The sequence below is a fragment of the Arthrobacter sp. 9MFCol3.1 genome, from assembly GCF_000620385.1.
GTDB lineage: Bacteria > Actinomycetota > Actinomycetes > Actinomycetales > Micrococcaceae > Arthrobacter.
This window is the reverse complement of record NZ_JIBJ01000007.1, coordinates 258,117-273,442: the sequence shown is the minus strand read 5'-3', so window position 1 is coordinate 273,442 and position 15,326 is coordinate 258,117. Positions and strand designations below refer to the sequence as shown.

The 15,326-nt window shown below is 67.8% G+C and carries 13 protein-coding genes; 9 read left to right on the top strand and 4 right to left on the bottom strand.

Annotated elements, in window-relative coordinates:
• Positions 1 to 13: 13 nt before the first annotated feature.
• Entirely contained in the window at positions 14 to 1,354 is a 1,341-nt protein-coding gene (locus C560_RS0109780) for an MFS transporter (protein ID WP_026538069.1), read from the bottom strand.
• Between the two features lie 93 nt (positions 1,355 to 1,447).
• Positions 1,448 to 2,206 carry a LamB/YcsF family protein gene (locus tag C560_RS0109775; RefSeq protein WP_026538068.1) on the bottom strand — a complete coding sequence of 253 codons (759 nt, stop codon included), beginning with the start codon at positions 2,204 to 2,206 and terminating at the stop codon, positions 1,448 to 1,450.
• 106 nt (positions 2,207 to 2,312) lie between these two features.
• Between C560_RS0109775 and C560_RS0109770 the strand changes: the two genes are divergently transcribed.
• The 5 genes from C560_RS0109770 (at position 2,313) to C560_RS0109750 (ending at position 7,130) form a co-directional block, all read left to right on the top strand.
• Positions 2,313 to 3,005 (top strand): GntR family transcriptional regulator, encoded by a 693-nt coding sequence (locus C560_RS0109770; RefSeq protein ID WP_026538067.1) that lies wholly within the window; start codon positions 2,313 to 2,315, stop codon positions 3,003 to 3,005.
• Between the two features lie 135 nt (positions 3,006 to 3,140).
• Complete coding sequence (locus C560_RS0109765) at positions 3,141 to 4,166, top strand: LacI family DNA-binding transcriptional regulator (protein ID WP_026538066.1); 1,026 nt, start codon at positions 3,141 to 3,143, stop codon at positions 4,164 to 4,166.
• A 76-nt stretch (positions 4,167 to 4,242) separates the two neighbouring features.
• Complete coding sequence (locus C560_RS21490) at positions 4,243 to 5,193, top strand: ribokinase (RefSeq protein ID WP_051533071.1); 951 nt, start codon at positions 4,243 to 4,245, stop codon at positions 5,191 to 5,193.
• A gap of 21 nt (positions 5,194 to 5,214) precedes the next feature.
• Positions 5,215 to 5,685 carry an RpiB/LacA/LacB family sugar-phosphate isomerase gene (locus C560_RS0109755; protein ID WP_026538065.1) on the top strand — a complete coding sequence of 157 codons (471 nt, stop codon included), beginning with the start codon at positions 5,215 to 5,217 and terminating at the stop codon, positions 5,683 to 5,685.
• An 86-nt stretch (positions 5,686 to 5,771) separates the two neighbouring features.
• The gene (locus C560_RS0109750) at positions 5,772 to 7,130 is read left to right on the top strand and encodes an MFS transporter (RefSeq protein WP_026538064.1); all 1,359 of its coding nucleotides are present in this window, start codon (positions 5,772 to 5,774) and stop codon (positions 7,128 to 7,130) included.
• A gap of 88 nt (positions 7,131 to 7,218) precedes the next feature.
• Here C560_RS0109750 and C560_RS0109745 read toward each other — a convergent pair whose 3' ends face one another.
• Positions 7,219 to 8,283, bottom strand: a complete 1,065-nt coding sequence (locus tag C560_RS0109745; RefSeq protein ID WP_026538063.1) for a LacI family DNA-binding transcriptional regulator — start codon at positions 8,281 to 8,283, stop codon at positions 7,219 to 7,221.
• A 1-nt stretch (position 8,284) separates the two neighbouring features.
• The gene (locus tag C560_RS0109740; RefSeq protein ID WP_026538062.1) at positions 8,285 to 9,535 is read right to left on the bottom strand and encodes a Gfo/Idh/MocA family protein; all 1,251 of its coding nucleotides are present in this window, start codon (positions 9,533 to 9,535) and stop codon (positions 8,285 to 8,287) included.
• 171 nt (positions 9,536 to 9,706) lie between these two features.
• Between C560_RS0109740 and C560_RS0109735 the strand changes: the two genes are divergently transcribed.
• The 4 genes from C560_RS0109735 to C560_RS0109720 all read left to right on the top strand — a co-directional run bounded on the left by C560_RS0109735 (position 9,707) and on the right by C560_RS0109720 (position 15,291).
• Positions 9,707 to 10,663, top strand: a complete 957-nt coding sequence (locus C560_RS0109735) for a carbohydrate ABC transporter permease (protein WP_018775617.1) — start codon at positions 9,707 to 9,709, stop codon at positions 10,661 to 10,663.
• A 12-nt stretch (positions 10,664 to 10,675) separates the two neighbouring features.
• Complete coding sequence (locus tag C560_RS0109730; protein WP_026538061.1) at positions 10,676 to 11,608, top strand: carbohydrate ABC transporter permease; 933 nt, start codon at positions 10,676 to 10,678, stop codon at positions 11,606 to 11,608.
• Positions 11,609 to 11,677: 69 nt separating this feature from the next.
• Positions 11,678 to 13,018: an ABC transporter substrate-binding protein gene (locus tag C560_RS0109725; protein WP_026538060.1), complete on the top strand. Its 1,341-nt coding sequence runs from the start codon at positions 11,678 to 11,680 to the stop codon at positions 13,016 to 13,018.
• Between the two features lie 107 nt (positions 13,019 to 13,125).
• The gene (locus tag C560_RS0109720) at positions 13,126 to 15,291 is read left to right on the top strand and encodes an alpha-galactosidase (protein ID WP_026538059.1); all 2,166 of its coding nucleotides are present in this window, start codon (positions 13,126 to 13,128) and stop codon (positions 15,289 to 15,291) included.
• Positions 15,292 to 15,326: the final 35 nt, after the last annotated feature.

Sequence of the window (15,326 nt, the reverse complement as noted above, 5' to 3'; positions counted from 1 at the left end):
GGATCCGCACCGCTCAGGCGCGGGCTTCCTGCAGGAGCCGCTCTTCTTCGTCGGTATGCGGGTTGCGCCCGATGGCCAGCCCGATGACCGTCACGATCGACGCGACCGCGAGGTAGCCGGCGATCAGGAACCAATTGCCGCTGGCAGCGAAGAGGGCGGTGAAGACCAACGGTGCGACGGCGCCGCCGACCACGCCGGCCAGCGTGTAGGCCAGCGAACTGCCGGCGTAGCGCAGCCGGGCCGGGAACTGTTCGGTGATGTAGGCAGCCTGCGGGCCGTACATGAAGGCGTGGAAGGCCAGCCCGATCACGATGCCGACGGTCAGCGTGAGGACCGACTTGTCCTGGATCATGACGAAGAACAGCGGGATGTAAATGGCGGTTCCGACGGCGGCGATACCGTATACGAGGCGGCGGTTGACGCGGTCCGTGAGGGCGCCCGCCGCGGGGATCAGAACCAGCTGGAAGGCGGAGCCGATCAGGATGGCAGTCAGTACGTTGCTGGTGCTCATGCCCAGCTGCTTGGTGGCGTAGACGGCCATGAAGACGGTGAGCAGGGAGTACAGCACGTCCGGGCTGATGCGGGACAGGGCGGCGGCCACGAGGGCGCGCGGTTCCTTGGTGAAGACCTCCTTGATGGGGGCCTTGGGCTGTTCGCCGTGGGCTTGGATGGCCTTGAAGACGGGGGTTTCCTCGAGCTTGAGCCGGATCAGCAGGCCGAAGCCCACCAAAACGGCCGAGGCGAGGAAGGCCACGCGCCAGCCCCAGGAGAGGAAGTCCTCGTTGCTGAGAGTCGCGGCGAGCACGGCCAGGACGCCGTTGGCCATTAGGTTGCCGGCGGGCGGGCCGATCTGCGCGGCGGAAGACCAGAAGCCGCGCCGCTTGGCGTCGCCGAATTCGCTCGAGAGCAGGACGGCACCGCCCCACTCGCCGCCGACGCCGATGCCCTGTGCCAGACGCAGCAACACCAGGATGATGGGTGCGGCTATACCGATGGTGGCGTAGCCAGGGAGCGCGCCGATCACCACCGTTGCGATGCCGATCAGCAGCAGGGTGGTCACGAGGACGTGCTTGCGGCCGATTTTGTCACCGAGCCGGCCGAAGATCACGCCGCCGATGGGACGGGCGAGGTAGCCCACCGCAAAGGTCGAGAAGGACAGCAGCAGCCCGACGTATTCGTCGTTGCCCGGGAAGAAGACCTTGGGGAACACCAAGGCCGAGGCCACGGAGTAGATCGCGAAGTCGTAGTACTCCAGCGAAGTGCCGGTGAGGCTCGCGACGTAGGCCTTGAGGGCACCGGGCGGGATCCTCCTCTTGCCGGCGGCCGGGGTGGCCTGATGCGGTGCTGCAGTCATGGTTTTCCTCCAGGTGTGCGGGGTGCTGCCTGTTGCTTGGGTTTACGTGCGGGGTCCCGGCGGAACCGGGGTGTGAAGCGGTGAAGCTGCGGCCTAGACGAAGGCGGCGGTGGTGATGTCCGCGGCGTTGAGCGCTTCGCGGACAGCAGCGGCCATGGCGACGGCGCCCGGGGAGTCACCGTGCACGCAGATGCTTTCGGCGCGGATTTTCAGGATGGAGCCGTCGATGGTGCGGATGGCGGAATCGGTGGCCATCCGGAGGACATGCTCAGTGACGAGAGCGGGGTCCTCCAGCACGGCTCCGGGGAGCGTACGGGACACGAGGGTGCCGTCCGGGTTGTAAGCCCGGTCCGCGAAGGCTTCGGTAACCGCGCGGAGGCCGGCGGCCTCGGCCAGGCGCAGCACTTCCGAGCCTGGCAGGCCCAGGATGGGCAGGTTCGGGTCCACGGATTTCACGGCGTCGACGACGGCGTTCGCCTGGGCGGTGTGCGAGACGATCGCGTTGTAGAGGCCGCCGTGCGGCTTGACGTACCTGACCGTGCCACCCTCGACGGCAGCCAGCGCCTGCAGCGCACCGATCTGGTAGACGATGTCGTCAGCCAGTTCGATCGGGTCGATGTCCAGGAAGCGCCGGCCGAAGCCGGCCAGATCGCGGTAGCCGACGTGGGCGCCGATCACGACGCCGGCGGCCACCGCCTCGCGGCAGGTCCGGCGGATGACGCTGGGGTCGCCCGCATGGAATCCGCAGGCCATGTTGGCGCTGGAGACCGAGCGGAACATCGCCGTGTCGTCGCCCAGGGTCCAGCGTCCGAAAGACTCGCCAACGTCGCTGTTCAGGTCAATGGTTGCCATTTGTGATCCTCGTCTCATGATAGCCCCCTACTAGGATGCATCAATTTCTGGGATTGTTCAACAATCCGACGATTCAACATTGGGACAATCGTGTAGATTCGGCACTATGACCACTCCCGATGGGGCTGCCGGCTCAGCCCTCGGCGCAGCTGCCGCGCGGCTGCGCGTGGCCGTTCCCTCCGTGGCGGACCGCGTCGCGGCCGAGCTGCGCCTGCAACTGGCGGAAGGCCTGCTCCTGCCGGGAGTCCGGCTGACGGAGTCGAGCATCGCCGAAGACCTGGGCGTCTCCCGCAACACGGTCCGCGAGGCCTTTGCCGAACTGGCGGCCGAGCGCCTGGTGGTCCGGCACCCGAACCGCGGCGTCTTCGTGGCCAGCCTCGAGGCCGGCGACATCCACGACGTCTACACCGTCCGCCGCGCCATTGAAGTCAGTGCGATCCGTGGCGGGGGCAGCCCGGAACGCGTTGCCGCGGTCCGGGCGGCGGTGGAAGAGGGTAAAGCCGCCGCCGCCGCCAATGACGAGGAAGGCCTGGGCAGCGCCAACCAGCATTTCCATGGCGCGATCGTGGCCCTGGCGGGCAGCCGGCGGCTGGACACGATCATGTCCCAGGTCCTGGCCGAGATGCGGCTGTTCTTCCACAAGGCCACCGTGGATGCGCACTTCTACCGGGGCTACCTGCCGGACAACGAGGAAATCTGCAGCGCCCTGGAAGCCGGGGACCTGGACCGTGCCGGCGCGCTGCTGCTGGCCTATTTAAACCGGTCCGAGGAGCGCCAGGCCGCCGTCCACGGCGAGTGACCCTGGTCCGGCACCCCGCGACCGTACCCTGGCCGCAAGAAAACCATTGACAGATCGTGGCTGCCGTCCCATAATTGTGGAACCGATTCCATGGAATCGATTCCATGACCGGGTTGAGTGCGAAAGGCGGCAGCAGTGACGGGACCATCCATCACCATCAAGGACGTGGCGGCACTGGCCGGCGTCTCCCCCGCCACGGCGTCCAGGGTGCTTTCGGGAAACCCGGCGACCTCCGCCGAGTCCCGCCAGAAGGTGGCCGCCGCCGTCGCCGAGCTGGATTTCCACCCCAACGCCCAGGCGCGGGCGCTCCGTTCCACCAGGACCAACGTCATCGGCCTGCTCCTTTCAGATGTCCGCAACCCCTTTTTCGCCGATCTGGCGCACGCCGCCGAGCAGGCCGCCCTCGCGGAGGGGCTTGTGACCTTGCTGGGCAACGCCAACGAGAGCATTCCGCAGCAGGACCGGTACCTGGACACCTTCATTTCGCAGCGCGTGGACGGCGTAATCGCCGCACCACAGGGCGAAGGGAGCTCCAGCCTGCGCGCGCTGCTGGAACGTGAGATCCCCACGGTGTTCGTCGACCGGACCGTCGACGGGATCGACGTCCCGAGCGTGACCACAGACAGTGATTCCGGCATCCGCCAAGCCGTGGAGCATCTCGCCCGGCAGGGTCATGAACGCGTCGGCTATATTGCCGGGCCCCAGACCACGTCCACCGGACGGGACCGGCTCAAGTCCTTCGCCCGCGCCGCCCGTGAGTTCGGGCTCAGCACCGACCCCGCCCTGACGTATTTCGGCGACTTCCAGTCCGCCAGCGGCTCGGCCGGAGCACACCACCTGCTGGGCCTCGCGCAGCCGCCGACCGCACTGCTGGCAGCGGACAGCCCCATGGCCGTCGGCGCGCTGGCCACCTTGAACCGGAAAGGCCTGCGCATCGGCCGCGACATGGCCCTCATCGCCTTCGACGACATCGAATGGTTTTCCCTGCTGGATCCACCGCTGACCGTCATCTCCCACGACGTGGAGGCAATGGGCCGCACCGCGGTCAGGCTCCTGCTCGAAGTAATTGACGGGCAGAAGCCGGCATCAGTCGTCCTCCCGAGCGAGCTCATTGTCCGTGCCTCCTCGGGCACTGCAGACCCGAGCCTGGGGCAGCCGTGACAGCAGCACCCCTCTATTCCGCCCCTATGTACTGCGGCTTGGGGCACCGTTCCGCACCACCGAAGGAGCAGGTCCAATGAGCACGGTTTTTGTGGTCGGAAGCCTCAATATCGACCAGAACATCCGCGTCAGCGCCCTGCCCCGGGCGGGCGAAACCGTCCGGGGCTCGGACGCAACGTATAGCCCCGGCGGCAAGGGCGGCAACCAGGCCGTCGCGGCCGCCCGGGCCGGCGCCACAGTGAAATTCACCGGCGCCGTCGGCGACGACGCCCATGGCCGGCGGATCCTTGAGGTCCTCGCCGGGGCGGGCATCGACGCCGGCCACGTGCGGGTCAGCGGCACCGCCGCCACAGGAACGGCGATCATCGCCGTCGACGACCAGGGTGAAAACCAGATCATCGTGAGTCCGGGCGCAAACGCCGGGCTTGCCGCCGCCGACGTCGAGGCGGCACTCGAAGCCGTCCAGGCCGGCGACGTCCTGGTCCTGCAGCTGGAGATCCCGACGGCGCTGGTCCGGCAGGCCGCGCGGACCGCGAAGAGCCGCGGGGCCTTCGTCATCCTCAACGCCGCCCCCGCCCCGCGGCAGATCGGGGCGCTGCTCGACGACGTCGACCTCCTGGTGGTGAACGAGCAGGAAATCCAAGTTCTAGCCGAACTCGCCGGCTTGGCCGGAATCCACGGCAACCACCGGGACCTGGCCCAGATGCTCCCGCCCGTCCTGGGGCCGGCCATCGTGTGCACCGCCGGCGCAGATGGGTCCTTCACCGTCTTCGACGGCAGTCCTGTGCACGTGCCGGCGACGAAAGTAGACGCCAGGGACACCACCGGAGCCGGCGACACGTTCGTCGGCTACCTCGCCGCGTCCCTCGCCGGCAGCCACCGCGACCTGCCTGCCGCCATGGTCCATGCCACTCGTGCCTCCGCTGTCGCCGTGACGCGCCCCGGAGCCATGGAATCGATTCCATGGCTCGATGAAGTCCCGGCCCTGCCAAACCCCGCAACGCCCCGCCTCAACGTCCTGCACTGAATCCCGCACTTAGGAGACCCCATGAAAATCGCACTCGGCAATGATCACGCCGGCTTCCCCTTGAAGTCCTTTGTCCAGTCAGTCCTGGAGGATCTCGGCCACGAGGTCATCGACTGCGGCGCGCCCGGCGAGGCCCCGGTCGATTTCCCGGACATCACCCGTGCCACCTGCGACTTGGTCCGCACCGGCGAGGCCGAGCGCGCGGTACTGGTCTGCGGGACCGGAGTCGGCGCCGTGATGGCGGCCAACAAGATCCCGGGCATCCGCTGCGCCCTGGGGCACGACGTCTATTCCGCCCACCAGAGCGTGGAGCACGACGACGCGAACGCCATCGCCATGGGCGCCTGGCTGATCGGCAGGGCCACCGCCAAGGAAGTCCTCCAGTCCTTCCTCGACGCCAAATTCGACAACGACGAGGACACCATCCGGCGGGTCCAAAAACTGCGCGAAATGGAGCTCGAAGGAGCCAGGGAGCTGGCCGCCGAAATCTGAACCGGCCCGCACCGCACGGCAAACATTTACCTGGCCTTCGGCACACCGCCCAAGGCTGTCCAGCAATATCAAGGGAGATATAGAACATGACGGCAGCATTCACGGACCGGCCGCGCCAGGCCGCCCACGGTTCACCCGGAAAGATCAAGACCGCCATGGCTTCGGCCGCCGGCACATGCGTGGAAAACTACGACTTCGTCGCCTACGGCACGGCCGCCGCCCTGTACTTCGGCAAGGTCTTCTTCCCCAACACGGATCCCGTGGTCGGAACGCTTCTGGCCTTCGCCACCCTGGCGGTGGGCTTCCTGATGCGGCCCATCGGCGGAGCCGTGGGCGGCTACCTCGGCGACAAGTACGGCCGCAAGCCCGTGCTGGTCGGAGCGCTGCTGACCATGGGCATCGCCACCGTCCTGATCGGCTGCCTCCCCACATACGGGCAGGTCGGCATCCTCGCACCCATCCTGCTGGTCATCATCCGGATGATCCAGGGCCTGGCCTTCGGTGCTGAGTGGGGCGGCGCCGTCATGATGACGTTCGAGCACGCACCGTGGAAGAAGCGCGGCCGTTTCGCCGCCATTCCGCAGGCGGGCAACCCGCTGGGCATCACGCTGGCCAACGCCGCCTTCCTGCTCTCCGCCTCCCTGCAGACCGACTGGGCCTGGCGCCTGCCGTTCCTCGCCAGCTCCATCCTGATCGTCGTCGGCCTGGTTGTCCGGATGAAGCTTGAGGAATCCCCCGAGTTCGAACACACCAAGGCCACGGGCGCGATCGTCAAGAACCCCCTGGCCACCGTGTTCAAGAACGACTGGCGGAACATCCTGCGGGTGATCTCACTGCGCGTCGTGGAGAGCTGCGCCTACTACGTCACGGCCACCTACCTGCTCTCCTACATCACGAAGAACAACCCCGACGACCGGGCCGTCGGCCTGACCGGAATTGTGATCGCGAGCCTTCTTGCCATCCCGGTCACGCTGATCGCCGGCGCGCTCACCGACCGCATCGGCCGCCGCAAGCTCTACCTCGGCGGAACCATCGCCGTCATTGTCTTCGGCTTCCCGATGTTCCTGCTCAGCAACACCGGCAACCCGTTCCTGATCGTGCTGGCGTTCGTGATCGGCATCGGCATCATCCACGCGACGTTCACCGGCACGCAGGGCGCCTGGTTCGCGGAGCTGTTCCGGACCAACACCAGGACGTCCGGCGCCTCCATCGGATACCAGGTTGCGGCCTCGATTTCCGGATTCGCGCCCTTCCTGGCCGTGCTCCTGGCCTCCATCTTCGGGTGGGCCGGCGGCGCGTCGCTGTACGTCCTGGTGGGTGTCATTGGCCTGATCGGCGTGCTGAACACCCGCGAAACCTGGGGTGCCAAGGAAAAGGCTGAAGTCGACGCCATCATCGCCGGCGAACCGGCCGCCGCGGAGGACCGGACGGCGGCTGCCCGGTAGCCGCCCAGCGACTGCGCGCACAAAACGAGCGACCCGGGTTGGCTTCATAGAGGCCACCCCGGGTCGCAGCAGTCTGCGGTATCCGGCGCTAATTCCCGGCCGCTGCCGCAAGGACGGGGGCGGGCACCGGCGCGCAGCCGCAGGACGCGCGCAGGACCAGGTCCACCGGAAAGATCCTGTTCCGGGTCGGAGACACGCCGTCAAAGCCAATGAGCGCCTCGACGGCGGCCTCGGCCATGGCCTGCACGGGCTGCGCGACCGTGCTCAGCGGCGGCCAGCTGAACTCCGCCTCAGCCGAGCCGTCGAAGGAGAAGACCGCCAGGTCCTCGGGGACCCGCAGCCCGGCCTCGGACACCGCGCGCAGCAGCCCGACAGCCTGCAGGTCGGAACTGACAAACACGGCGGTGGGGCGGTCCGCGGCCGCGACCAGCCGCTGCCCGGCCCGGTAGCCGCCCTGCCGGTCGAAGTCACAGCGCAGAATGGGCCCTTCCGGGAGGCCGGCCTCCGCGAGGCCCTGCTGCCAGCCGACCTCTCGGGCGTCCAGATCATTGCCGGCGTTCATGCCCATGACCAGGGCGATGTTGCGGTGGCCGTGGCCCACCAGGTGCTCGACGGCACGCCGGGAGCCTTCCAGCAGCTCCACGCCGACCGAGTTGAAGCCCGGCACCTCGGTGCTGTGGTTGAGCAGCACGGCGGGGATTTCCGAATGCTCCAGCTCGGTCAGGTCGGGTTCGAACAGCACGCTGGAGAGGAAGACCCCGTCCACGCGGCGGCTCGCGAGGTTCCTGACCTGCCGGCGCTCATTGGCTGCCGATCCGCCCGAGTTCGCCAGCAGCAGGGCGTAGCCGCGCGCCGCCGCCGCTTCCTCCACGGCGCGGGCCAAAGTGGCGAAGAAGGGGTTGGTGGTGTCCGGGACCACCATGCCGAGCATCTCGCTGGAGCCCAGCTTCAGGGCCCTCGCCGCGGCGTTCGGCCGGTACCCCAGGGCGCTGATGGCCTCGCGGACTTTCGCGGCCGTCACCGGGGAGACCCGCTTGGGGCCGCCGTTCACCACATAGCTGACGACGGCGGTGCTGACGCCCGCCAGCCTGGCCACGTCTTTGCGGGTGATCGTGGGCCTGGCGGAGGCGGGCGAGTGTGGCACAGTGACCATGCTACCGCCGGAGTTCCCCGGCAAAGCCTTCCTCATTGGTTCGCTGCGCAGGCAGCCGGACGGGGGCGTCGCCGTGGTCCGGCACGGGCAGCCGCTCCCCGCCGCGGAGGGCGGACTCGTGCGCCACGATCCCCGGCAGCGTGTAGCGGGCGGCTTCCCAGGCGTTGACGGGCGGGAGCGTTCCCGTGTCGACGGCCGTGGCAAAGTCGTCCACCAGGAAGTGGTGGCTGCCCTCGTGCCCGTTGTGAAGTCCGCGGAACTCGGCCGGAAGCCGGCCGGCTTCGTGCACGGCGGCCAGCCCGGAGCTGAAGGCGTCCCGCAGGGCCGGCGCGACGCCGGCCAGCGCCGGATCGTCCGCGGCGAGCGTGGCCCGGGTGGCCAGTTCGTCGCTGACATCGGTCACGGACTCCTTGTCCTGCCACACACTGACCAGGGCCAGCTGCTCGAAGCTGGCTTCGGTACCGAAGTAACGGAAGCGGCTCTCGCGCAGGTGAGACGGGTAGCCGACGCGGCGCATCTCGTTGATGCGCATGGACCCGCCGCTGGAAAGCTCGAACAGCGCGGTGGCATTGGAGAAGTCGTTGCCGAACATGCTGACGTCCTTGTCGAACACACCGTCCCCGCGCTCATCGCGGACGCCAATGCAGCTGACGCTGACCGCATGGCCGCCGATCGCGCCCAGCACCCCGCCGGTGGAGTGGGTCGGGTACAGCATGGGCGGGTAGCTGGCGGTGCGCTTCCAGTCCTCCCCGCCGCTGTACTGGTAGGCCTCGTAGAAACCGAGATCCATGTCGTGGACGTAGTCGCCCTCGGCATAGAAGATGCGGCCAAAGGCGCCCTCAGCCTTGCGCTTGCGGGCATAGACGGTGGCGGGGTTGTAGTAGCTTGTCTCGCCCATCATGTAGGTCAGGCCCGTCTCCCGGACGGCCTCGATGATCCGGGCGATCTCGTCCTCGCTGATGGCCATCGGCACCGCCGAATACACATGCTTGCCCGCCCGGAGCGCCTGCAGCACCAGCGGGCCGTGCGTCCAGCGCTGGGTGAAGATCGCCACGGCGTCGAGGCCGCCGTCGAGCATGGCCTCAAAGCTGGGGTAGGTCCCCGCGAGGCCGAGCCGCTCCCGGAGGGCCTCGGCCCGTTCCGGCAGGACGTCGGTGACATGGACTTCTGAAATCGCGGGATGGGCGTCGAAGAGTTTGGCGAAGGCGCCTGCGAACTGTCCGGCGCCGACGATTCCTAGTGTGAAAGTCATGCACGCAAGTTTCACACCAGTTTCTACTCGAGTCAATAGCAGGTGATGAGCAGAAAGTTTCCGCCCGGAAACATGAAAGAAACGGTTGCGCATTGCAAAGTTACTCGTGTAGATTCAAGCCTCAGTTGTAATCCACGTCACAGCATTCATGTCACAGCGGAGGAACCACCAATGACCACCACAACTGCCCGCGGAGCCGTTCCGGCCCGCAAGGCGACCGGCACGGGAACGGGCAATGCCGCCCCCCGTGGCCGGCGCCGAACGCGCAGCGACCTGAGGGTCGCCCTTCTCTTCATCGCCCCGGCCCTGATCGGCTTCGTGGCCTTCTACCTCGTGCCAAGCATCCGGGGCGTCTACCTCAGCTTCACCGAGTACAGCGTCCTGGGAGATCCCACCTGGATCGGCACCAAAAACTACACCGCGATCTTCGCGGACGATCTGTTCTGGAACGCCATGGCCGTGACGGTCCAGTACGTGGCACTGAACATCGGCTTCCAGACCGCGATCGCCCTCGGCCTGGCGCTCCTGATGCACAACGTCGCCAAGTCCACCTTCATCCGCGGCGCCCTGCTGCTGCCCTTCCTGGTGGCGAACGTGATCGTTGCACTGCTCTGGTTCTGGATGCTCGACTACCAGCTGGGAATCGTCAACGAGGTCATCAACTGGCTGGGCCTGCCGCGCATCGCCTTCTTCGGCAGCGAGCAATGGGCCATCCCCACCATCGCGGGCGTCAACGTCTGGCGCCACATGGGCTACACCGCCCTGCTGATCTTCGCCGGCCTGCAATCCATCCCCAACCACGTGTACGAGGTCGCCTCGCTCGACGGAGCCTCCCCGACCCGGACCTTCTGGAGCATCACGATGCCGCTCCTGCGGCCCGTGCTGGTGCTGGTCCTGGTGGTCACCGTGATCGGCTCCTTCCAGGTCTTCGACACCGTGGCAGTGACCACTGGCGGCGGCCCGATCAATGCCTCCCGCGTCATCCAGATGTACATCTACCAGAAGGCCTTCGGTGAATCCGACTTCGGCTACGCCTCGGCCCTGTCCGTCATTCTCTTCGTCATTCTCGCTCTTGTGGCCTTCGTCCAGATGAAGTTCCTCAAGGGCAACGAATCGGATCTGGACTAAGGAACCCCAGCCATGACTACCTCCGCCCCTTCCCGCACGAAACCCGCCACCACCGTTCCCGCTCCCAGGAAGCCGGTGAACTGGCGCCGCGTCGGCGCCTGGGCCCTCGTCGCCGTCGCCGTCGCCGTGACGATCGCGCCGTTCCTCTGGATGCTCCGCACCGCACTGTCCAGCAACGCCTCCCTGGCCTCGAACGCCAGCAACCTGCTGCCGGCCGACTTCAGCCTCGGCGCCTTCAAGCGGGTCCTGGGGCTGCAGAGCCCCGAGGAAGCCATCGCCGAGGGCGGCTCCGGCGCCGCTATCAACTTCTGGCTATACCTGCGGAACTCCGTCATCTTCGCCACCGTCACCACCGCCGGGCAGGTGTTCTTCAGCGCGATGGCCGCCTACGCCTTCTCCCGGCTCCGCTGGCCGGGCCGGAACGTGGTGTTCGGCCTGTTCCTGGCCACCATGATGGTCCCGCCGATCTTCACAGCCCTGCCCAACTTCCTGATGATCAAGAACCTCGGCCTGCTCAACACCTTCGCCGGCCTGGCCCTGCCGTTCCTGTTCATGACCCCCTTCGCCATCTTCTTCCTGCGCCAGTTCTTCCTCTCCATGTCCCGCGAGGTGGAAGAGGCCGCCATGCTCGACGGCGCCAAGCACGTTCGGATTTTTTTCCAGATCGTGCTCCCGAACGCCGCGGCCCCGCTGGCCACGCTGGCGCTGCTGACCTTCATCGGCCAGTGGAACGAGTACTTCTGGCCGCTGCTTGTGGGCCAGGACGAAAGCGTCCGCGTCCTGACCGTGGGCCTGGGCGTCTTCAAGTCCCAGTCCCCTCAGGGCGCGCCCGACTGGTCCGGCCTGATGGCCGCAACACTGATCGCGGCCCTGCCCGTCCTCCTGCTCTTCATCGCCTTCGGCAAGCGGGTGGTCAACTCCATCGGCTTCTCCGGCATCAAATAACCCCGACCCAACACGCACTCCCCGTCAACAAGCGTTCCCTCAAAGAAGCATTTCCACGAAAGGTCCACCATGAAGAAGACCCTAGGCGCCGTCGCTGCCGCCGCAGCCATCGCCATCTCCCTCTCCGCCTGCGGCGGGTCCGCCCCGGCCTCCACCGAGGCCAAGGGCGAAATCAACTACTGGCTGTGGGACGCCAACCAGCTCCCGGCCTACAAGCAGTGCGCGGACGATTTCACCAAGGCCAATCCGGACATCAAGGTCAAGATCACCCAGCGCGGCTGGGACGACTACTGGACCACGCTGACCAACGGCTTCGTCGCCGGCACCGCCCCCGACGTCTTCACCAACCACCTCTCGAAGTACCCCGAATACGCCGCGAAGAAGCAACTGCTCTCCCTCGACGAGGCAGTGGCCAAGGACGGCATCAAGCTGGAGAGCTACACCAAGGGACTCCCCGAGCTCTGGGTGGGCCAGGACGGCAAGCGCTACGGACTACCCAAGGACTGGGACACCGTGGGCCTCTTCTACAACAAGGCCATGACGGACTCCGCGGGCCTGACCGCCGAGCAGATGGCCAACCTGGACTGGAACCCGCAGGACGGCGGCAGCTACGAGAAGGCAATCGCGCACCTGACTGTGGACAAGAAGGGCGTGCGCGGCGACGAGGCAGGCTTCGACAAGAACAACGTGGCCGTCTACGGCCTCGGCCTGGCCGGCAGCGGCTCCGGGCAGGGCCAGACCGAGTGGAGCTTCCTCAGCGCCACCACCGGCTGGACCGCCACGGACAAGAACCCCTGGGGCACCAAGTTCAACTACGACGACCCCAAGTTCCAGGAGACCATCGCCTGGTGGGCCGGACTGACCGAGAAGGGCTACATGCCCAAGCTCGAAACCACCGTCGGCGCCAGCCTGGCGGACAACTTCGGCGCCGGCAAGGCTGCCATCAACACCACCGGCGACTGGCTGATCGGCCAGTACCAGAGCTACAAGGGCGTGAAGACCGCGTTCGCCCCCACCCCGAAGGGCCCTGATGGCAAGCGCGCCAGCATGTTCAACGGCCTGGCCGACTCCGTCTGGGCAGGCACCAAGAACCCGGCAGCCTCGGTCAAGTGGGTCGAATACCTCGCCTCCACCGCCTGCCAGGACGTCGTAGCCTCCAAGGCCGTCGTGTTCCCGGCTCTCACCAGCTCCTCCGAGAAGGCAGCCGAAGCCTTCAAGGCCAAGGGCACCGACGTCTCCGCCTTCACCACCCACGTCAAGGAAGGAACCACGTTCCTGTTCCCGATCGCGGATAAGGCAGCCAAGGTGGACGGCATCATGAAGCCGGCCATGGACGCCGTCCTCTCCGGCAAGAAGCCTGCCAGCTCCCTCACCGAAGCCAACGACCAGGTCAACGCCCTCTTCAAGTAGGCCCCTGAAGCCATAGCCGCCCGCCACGGCGGCGTCCGGTGCGCGGGATCTCCCGCCGGGATCCCGCGCACCAGCACCTGACTTCCGCACAACTGAAAGCGAATCCCATGCACCCCGTGCACCTGCGTTCTGCCGGCACCAGCGTCCTGCTGGCCTTCGACTCCGGCGAGGCCGAGATCGTCCATTGGGGCGCCGACCTCGGGGAGAACCTCCCCGATCTGGCGATCCTCCGCGGACCGGTCCCGCACTCCGCCCTCGACATTCCCGTCACCGCCGGGCTGCTCCCGCAGGCCTCCTCCGGCTGGGCCGGGCGGCCCGGGCTGCGCGGGCACCGGAGTACCGACGGCACCGCCGGCGGGGACTTCTCGCCGGCCCTGCGGGTGGTTTCCGCCGAAGTCCACGACGGCGGCCGCGGAGTCCTCATCATCCACCGGGATGCCGACGCCGGACTCGAGGTCAGCTCCGAACTCACCCTGCACCCGGGCGGTCTCCTGGAGCTGGCGCACACCCTGACCAACAGCGGCACGGCCGCGTACCAGCTCGAGGAACTGGCCTCTGTGCTGCCGGTGCCGCGGGACGCCACGGAGCTGCTCGACCTCACCGGACGCTGGTGCCGCGAAAACCACCCGCAGCGGCACGCCGTCCAGCAGGGCACCTGGGTCCGCACGGGCCGGCACGGCCGGACCGGCCACGATTCCTCGCTGCTCGTAGCCGCGGGGACCGCCGGTTTCGCCAACCGGCGCGGCCAGGTCTGGGCCACGCATTTCGGCTGGAGCGGCAACCACGAGCAATACCTCGACAGCCTTGCCGACGGCCGGCGCATGCTCGGCGCCGCGGAGCTGCTCGGCTCCGGCGAGGTGGTGCTCCACCCCGGCGCCAGCTACCGGACGCCGCCGCTCTTCGCCGCCTACTCCGGGCGCGGCCTGGACGGCATCACCGAGGCCTTCTACGACTGGTTCCGCGCCCGGCCGCAGCACGTGGACACCACGTCCGGACGGGTCCGCCCGGTGGTGCTCAACACCTGGGAGGCCGTGTACTTCGACCACAGCCTCGAACCCCTGCTGGAATTGGCCGATTCGGCCGCCAAGCTCGGCGTGGAACGGTTCGTCCTCGACGACGGCTGGTTCCGCGGCCGCCGCGACGACCATGCGGGCCTCGGCGACTGGTACGTCGACGAAGGCCTCTGGCCCGACGGCCTCACCCCGCTGATCGACGCGGTCACCGGCCACGGCATGGAGTTCGGCCTGTGGGTGGAGCCGGAGATGGTCAACCTGGAGTCCGACGTCGCGCGCGAACACCCGGACTGGATCGTGGGCCCGTCATTGCTCTCCTACAAGGACGGCGGCCGGCTCCCGCACCCCTGGCGTCACCAGCACGTCCTGGACCTCGCCAACCCGGAGGCCTGGCAGTACATCTTCGGCCGCCTCGACGCGCTGCTGCGCGAGAACGCCATCGCCTACCTCAAGTGGGACCAGAACCGGGACCTCACCGAGCACGGCCGCGGCGGCCGCCCGTCCGTTCACGAGCAGACCCTGGCCGCCTACCGCCTCTTCGACGCGCTCAAGGCAGCCCACCCGCATGTGGAGATCGAAAGCTGCTCCTCCGGAGGGGGCCGTGTGGACCTCGGCATCCTGCAGCGCACCGACCGCGTGTGGGCATCGGACTGCAACGACGCCCTGGAGCGCCAGACCATCCAGCGCTGGACCCAGTCGGTCCTGCCGCCGGAACTCGTCGGATCACATATCGGCCCCACCACCTCGCACACCACCGCCCGCACCCACGACATCTCCTTCCGCGCCATCACCGCCCTCTTTGGCCACTTCGGCATGGAGTGGGACATCCGCACAGCCACGGACGGGGAGCGCGCCACGCTGCGCCGCGCCATCGCGCTGTACAAGCGCCACCGTGCGCTGCTCCACTCCGGCAAGCGCGTCAACGCGGACACCGCCGAGCCCACCTTGAGCGTCCACGGTGTGGTGTCGCACGACGGCGGCGAGGCTCTGTTCGCGGCGGTATCCCTGGCCTCCGCCCCCGCCGAGGTCCCCGGACTGGCCTCGCTTCCGGGCCTTGACCCGCAGCGAAACTACCGGGTCCGGGCCGAGCTGCCCACCCTTCTCGACGGCGACTACGCGCACACCTTCACGCAGATCCGGCCGCCCGCCTGGCTGGAAGACGGGGCCGTCGCCACCGGCGCCTTCCTGCAGCACGTCGGCCTGCCCCTGCCGGTCCTGAACCCGGAGCACGCCCTGCTCCTGCACGTCCAGGCCCTCTGACCGCTGAGTTTCTGACCGCTCCTTTCGGCACCGCC

Excerpts from the sequence above, each read along its gene's own strand:
- C560_RS0109775 (WP_026538068.1), bottom strand. The coding sequence starts at position 2,206 with ATGGCAACCATTGACCTGAACAGCGACGTTGGCGAGTCTTTCGGACGC.
- C560_RS0109755 (WP_026538065.1), top strand. The coding sequence starts at position 5,215 with ATGAAAATCGCACTCGGCAATGATCACGCCGGCTTCCCCTTGAAGTCC.
- C560_RS0109770 (WP_026538067.1), top strand. The coding sequence starts at position 2,313 with ATGACCACTCCCGATGGGGCTGCCGGCTCAGCCCTCGGCGCAGCTGCC.
- C560_RS0109720 (WP_026538059.1), top strand. The coding sequence starts at position 13,126 with ATGCACCCCGTGCACCTGCGTTCTGCCGGCACCAGCGTCCTGCTGGCC.
- C560_RS21490 (WP_051533071.1), top strand. The coding sequence starts at position 4,243 with ATGAGCACGGTTTTTGTGGTCGGAAGCCTCAATATCGACCAGAACATC.
- C560_RS0109730 (WP_026538061.1), top strand. The coding sequence starts at position 10,676 with ATGACTACCTCCGCCCCTTCCCGCACGAAACCCGCCACCACCGTTCCC.
- C560_RS0109725 (WP_026538060.1), top strand. The coding sequence starts at position 11,678 with ATGAAGAAGACCCTAGGCGCCGTCGCTGCCGCCGCAGCCATCGCCATC.
- C560_RS0109780 (WP_026538069.1), bottom strand. The coding sequence starts at position 1,354 with ATGACTGCAGCACCGCATCAGGCCACCCCGGCCGCCGGCAAGAGGAGG.
- C560_RS0109745 (WP_026538063.1), bottom strand. The coding sequence starts at position 8,283 with ATGGTCACTGTGCCACACTCGCCCGCCTCCGCCAGGCCCACGATCACC.
- C560_RS0109750 (WP_026538064.1), top strand. The coding sequence starts at position 5,772 with ATGACGGCAGCATTCACGGACCGGCCGCGCCAGGCCGCCCACGGTTCA.
- C560_RS0109735 (WP_018775617.1), top strand. The coding sequence starts at position 9,707 with ATGACCACCACAACTGCCCGCGGAGCCGTTCCGGCCCGCAAGGCGACC.
- C560_RS0109740 (WP_026538062.1), bottom strand. The coding sequence starts at position 9,535 with ATGACTTTCACACTAGGAATCGTCGGCGCCGGACAGTTCGCAGGCGCC.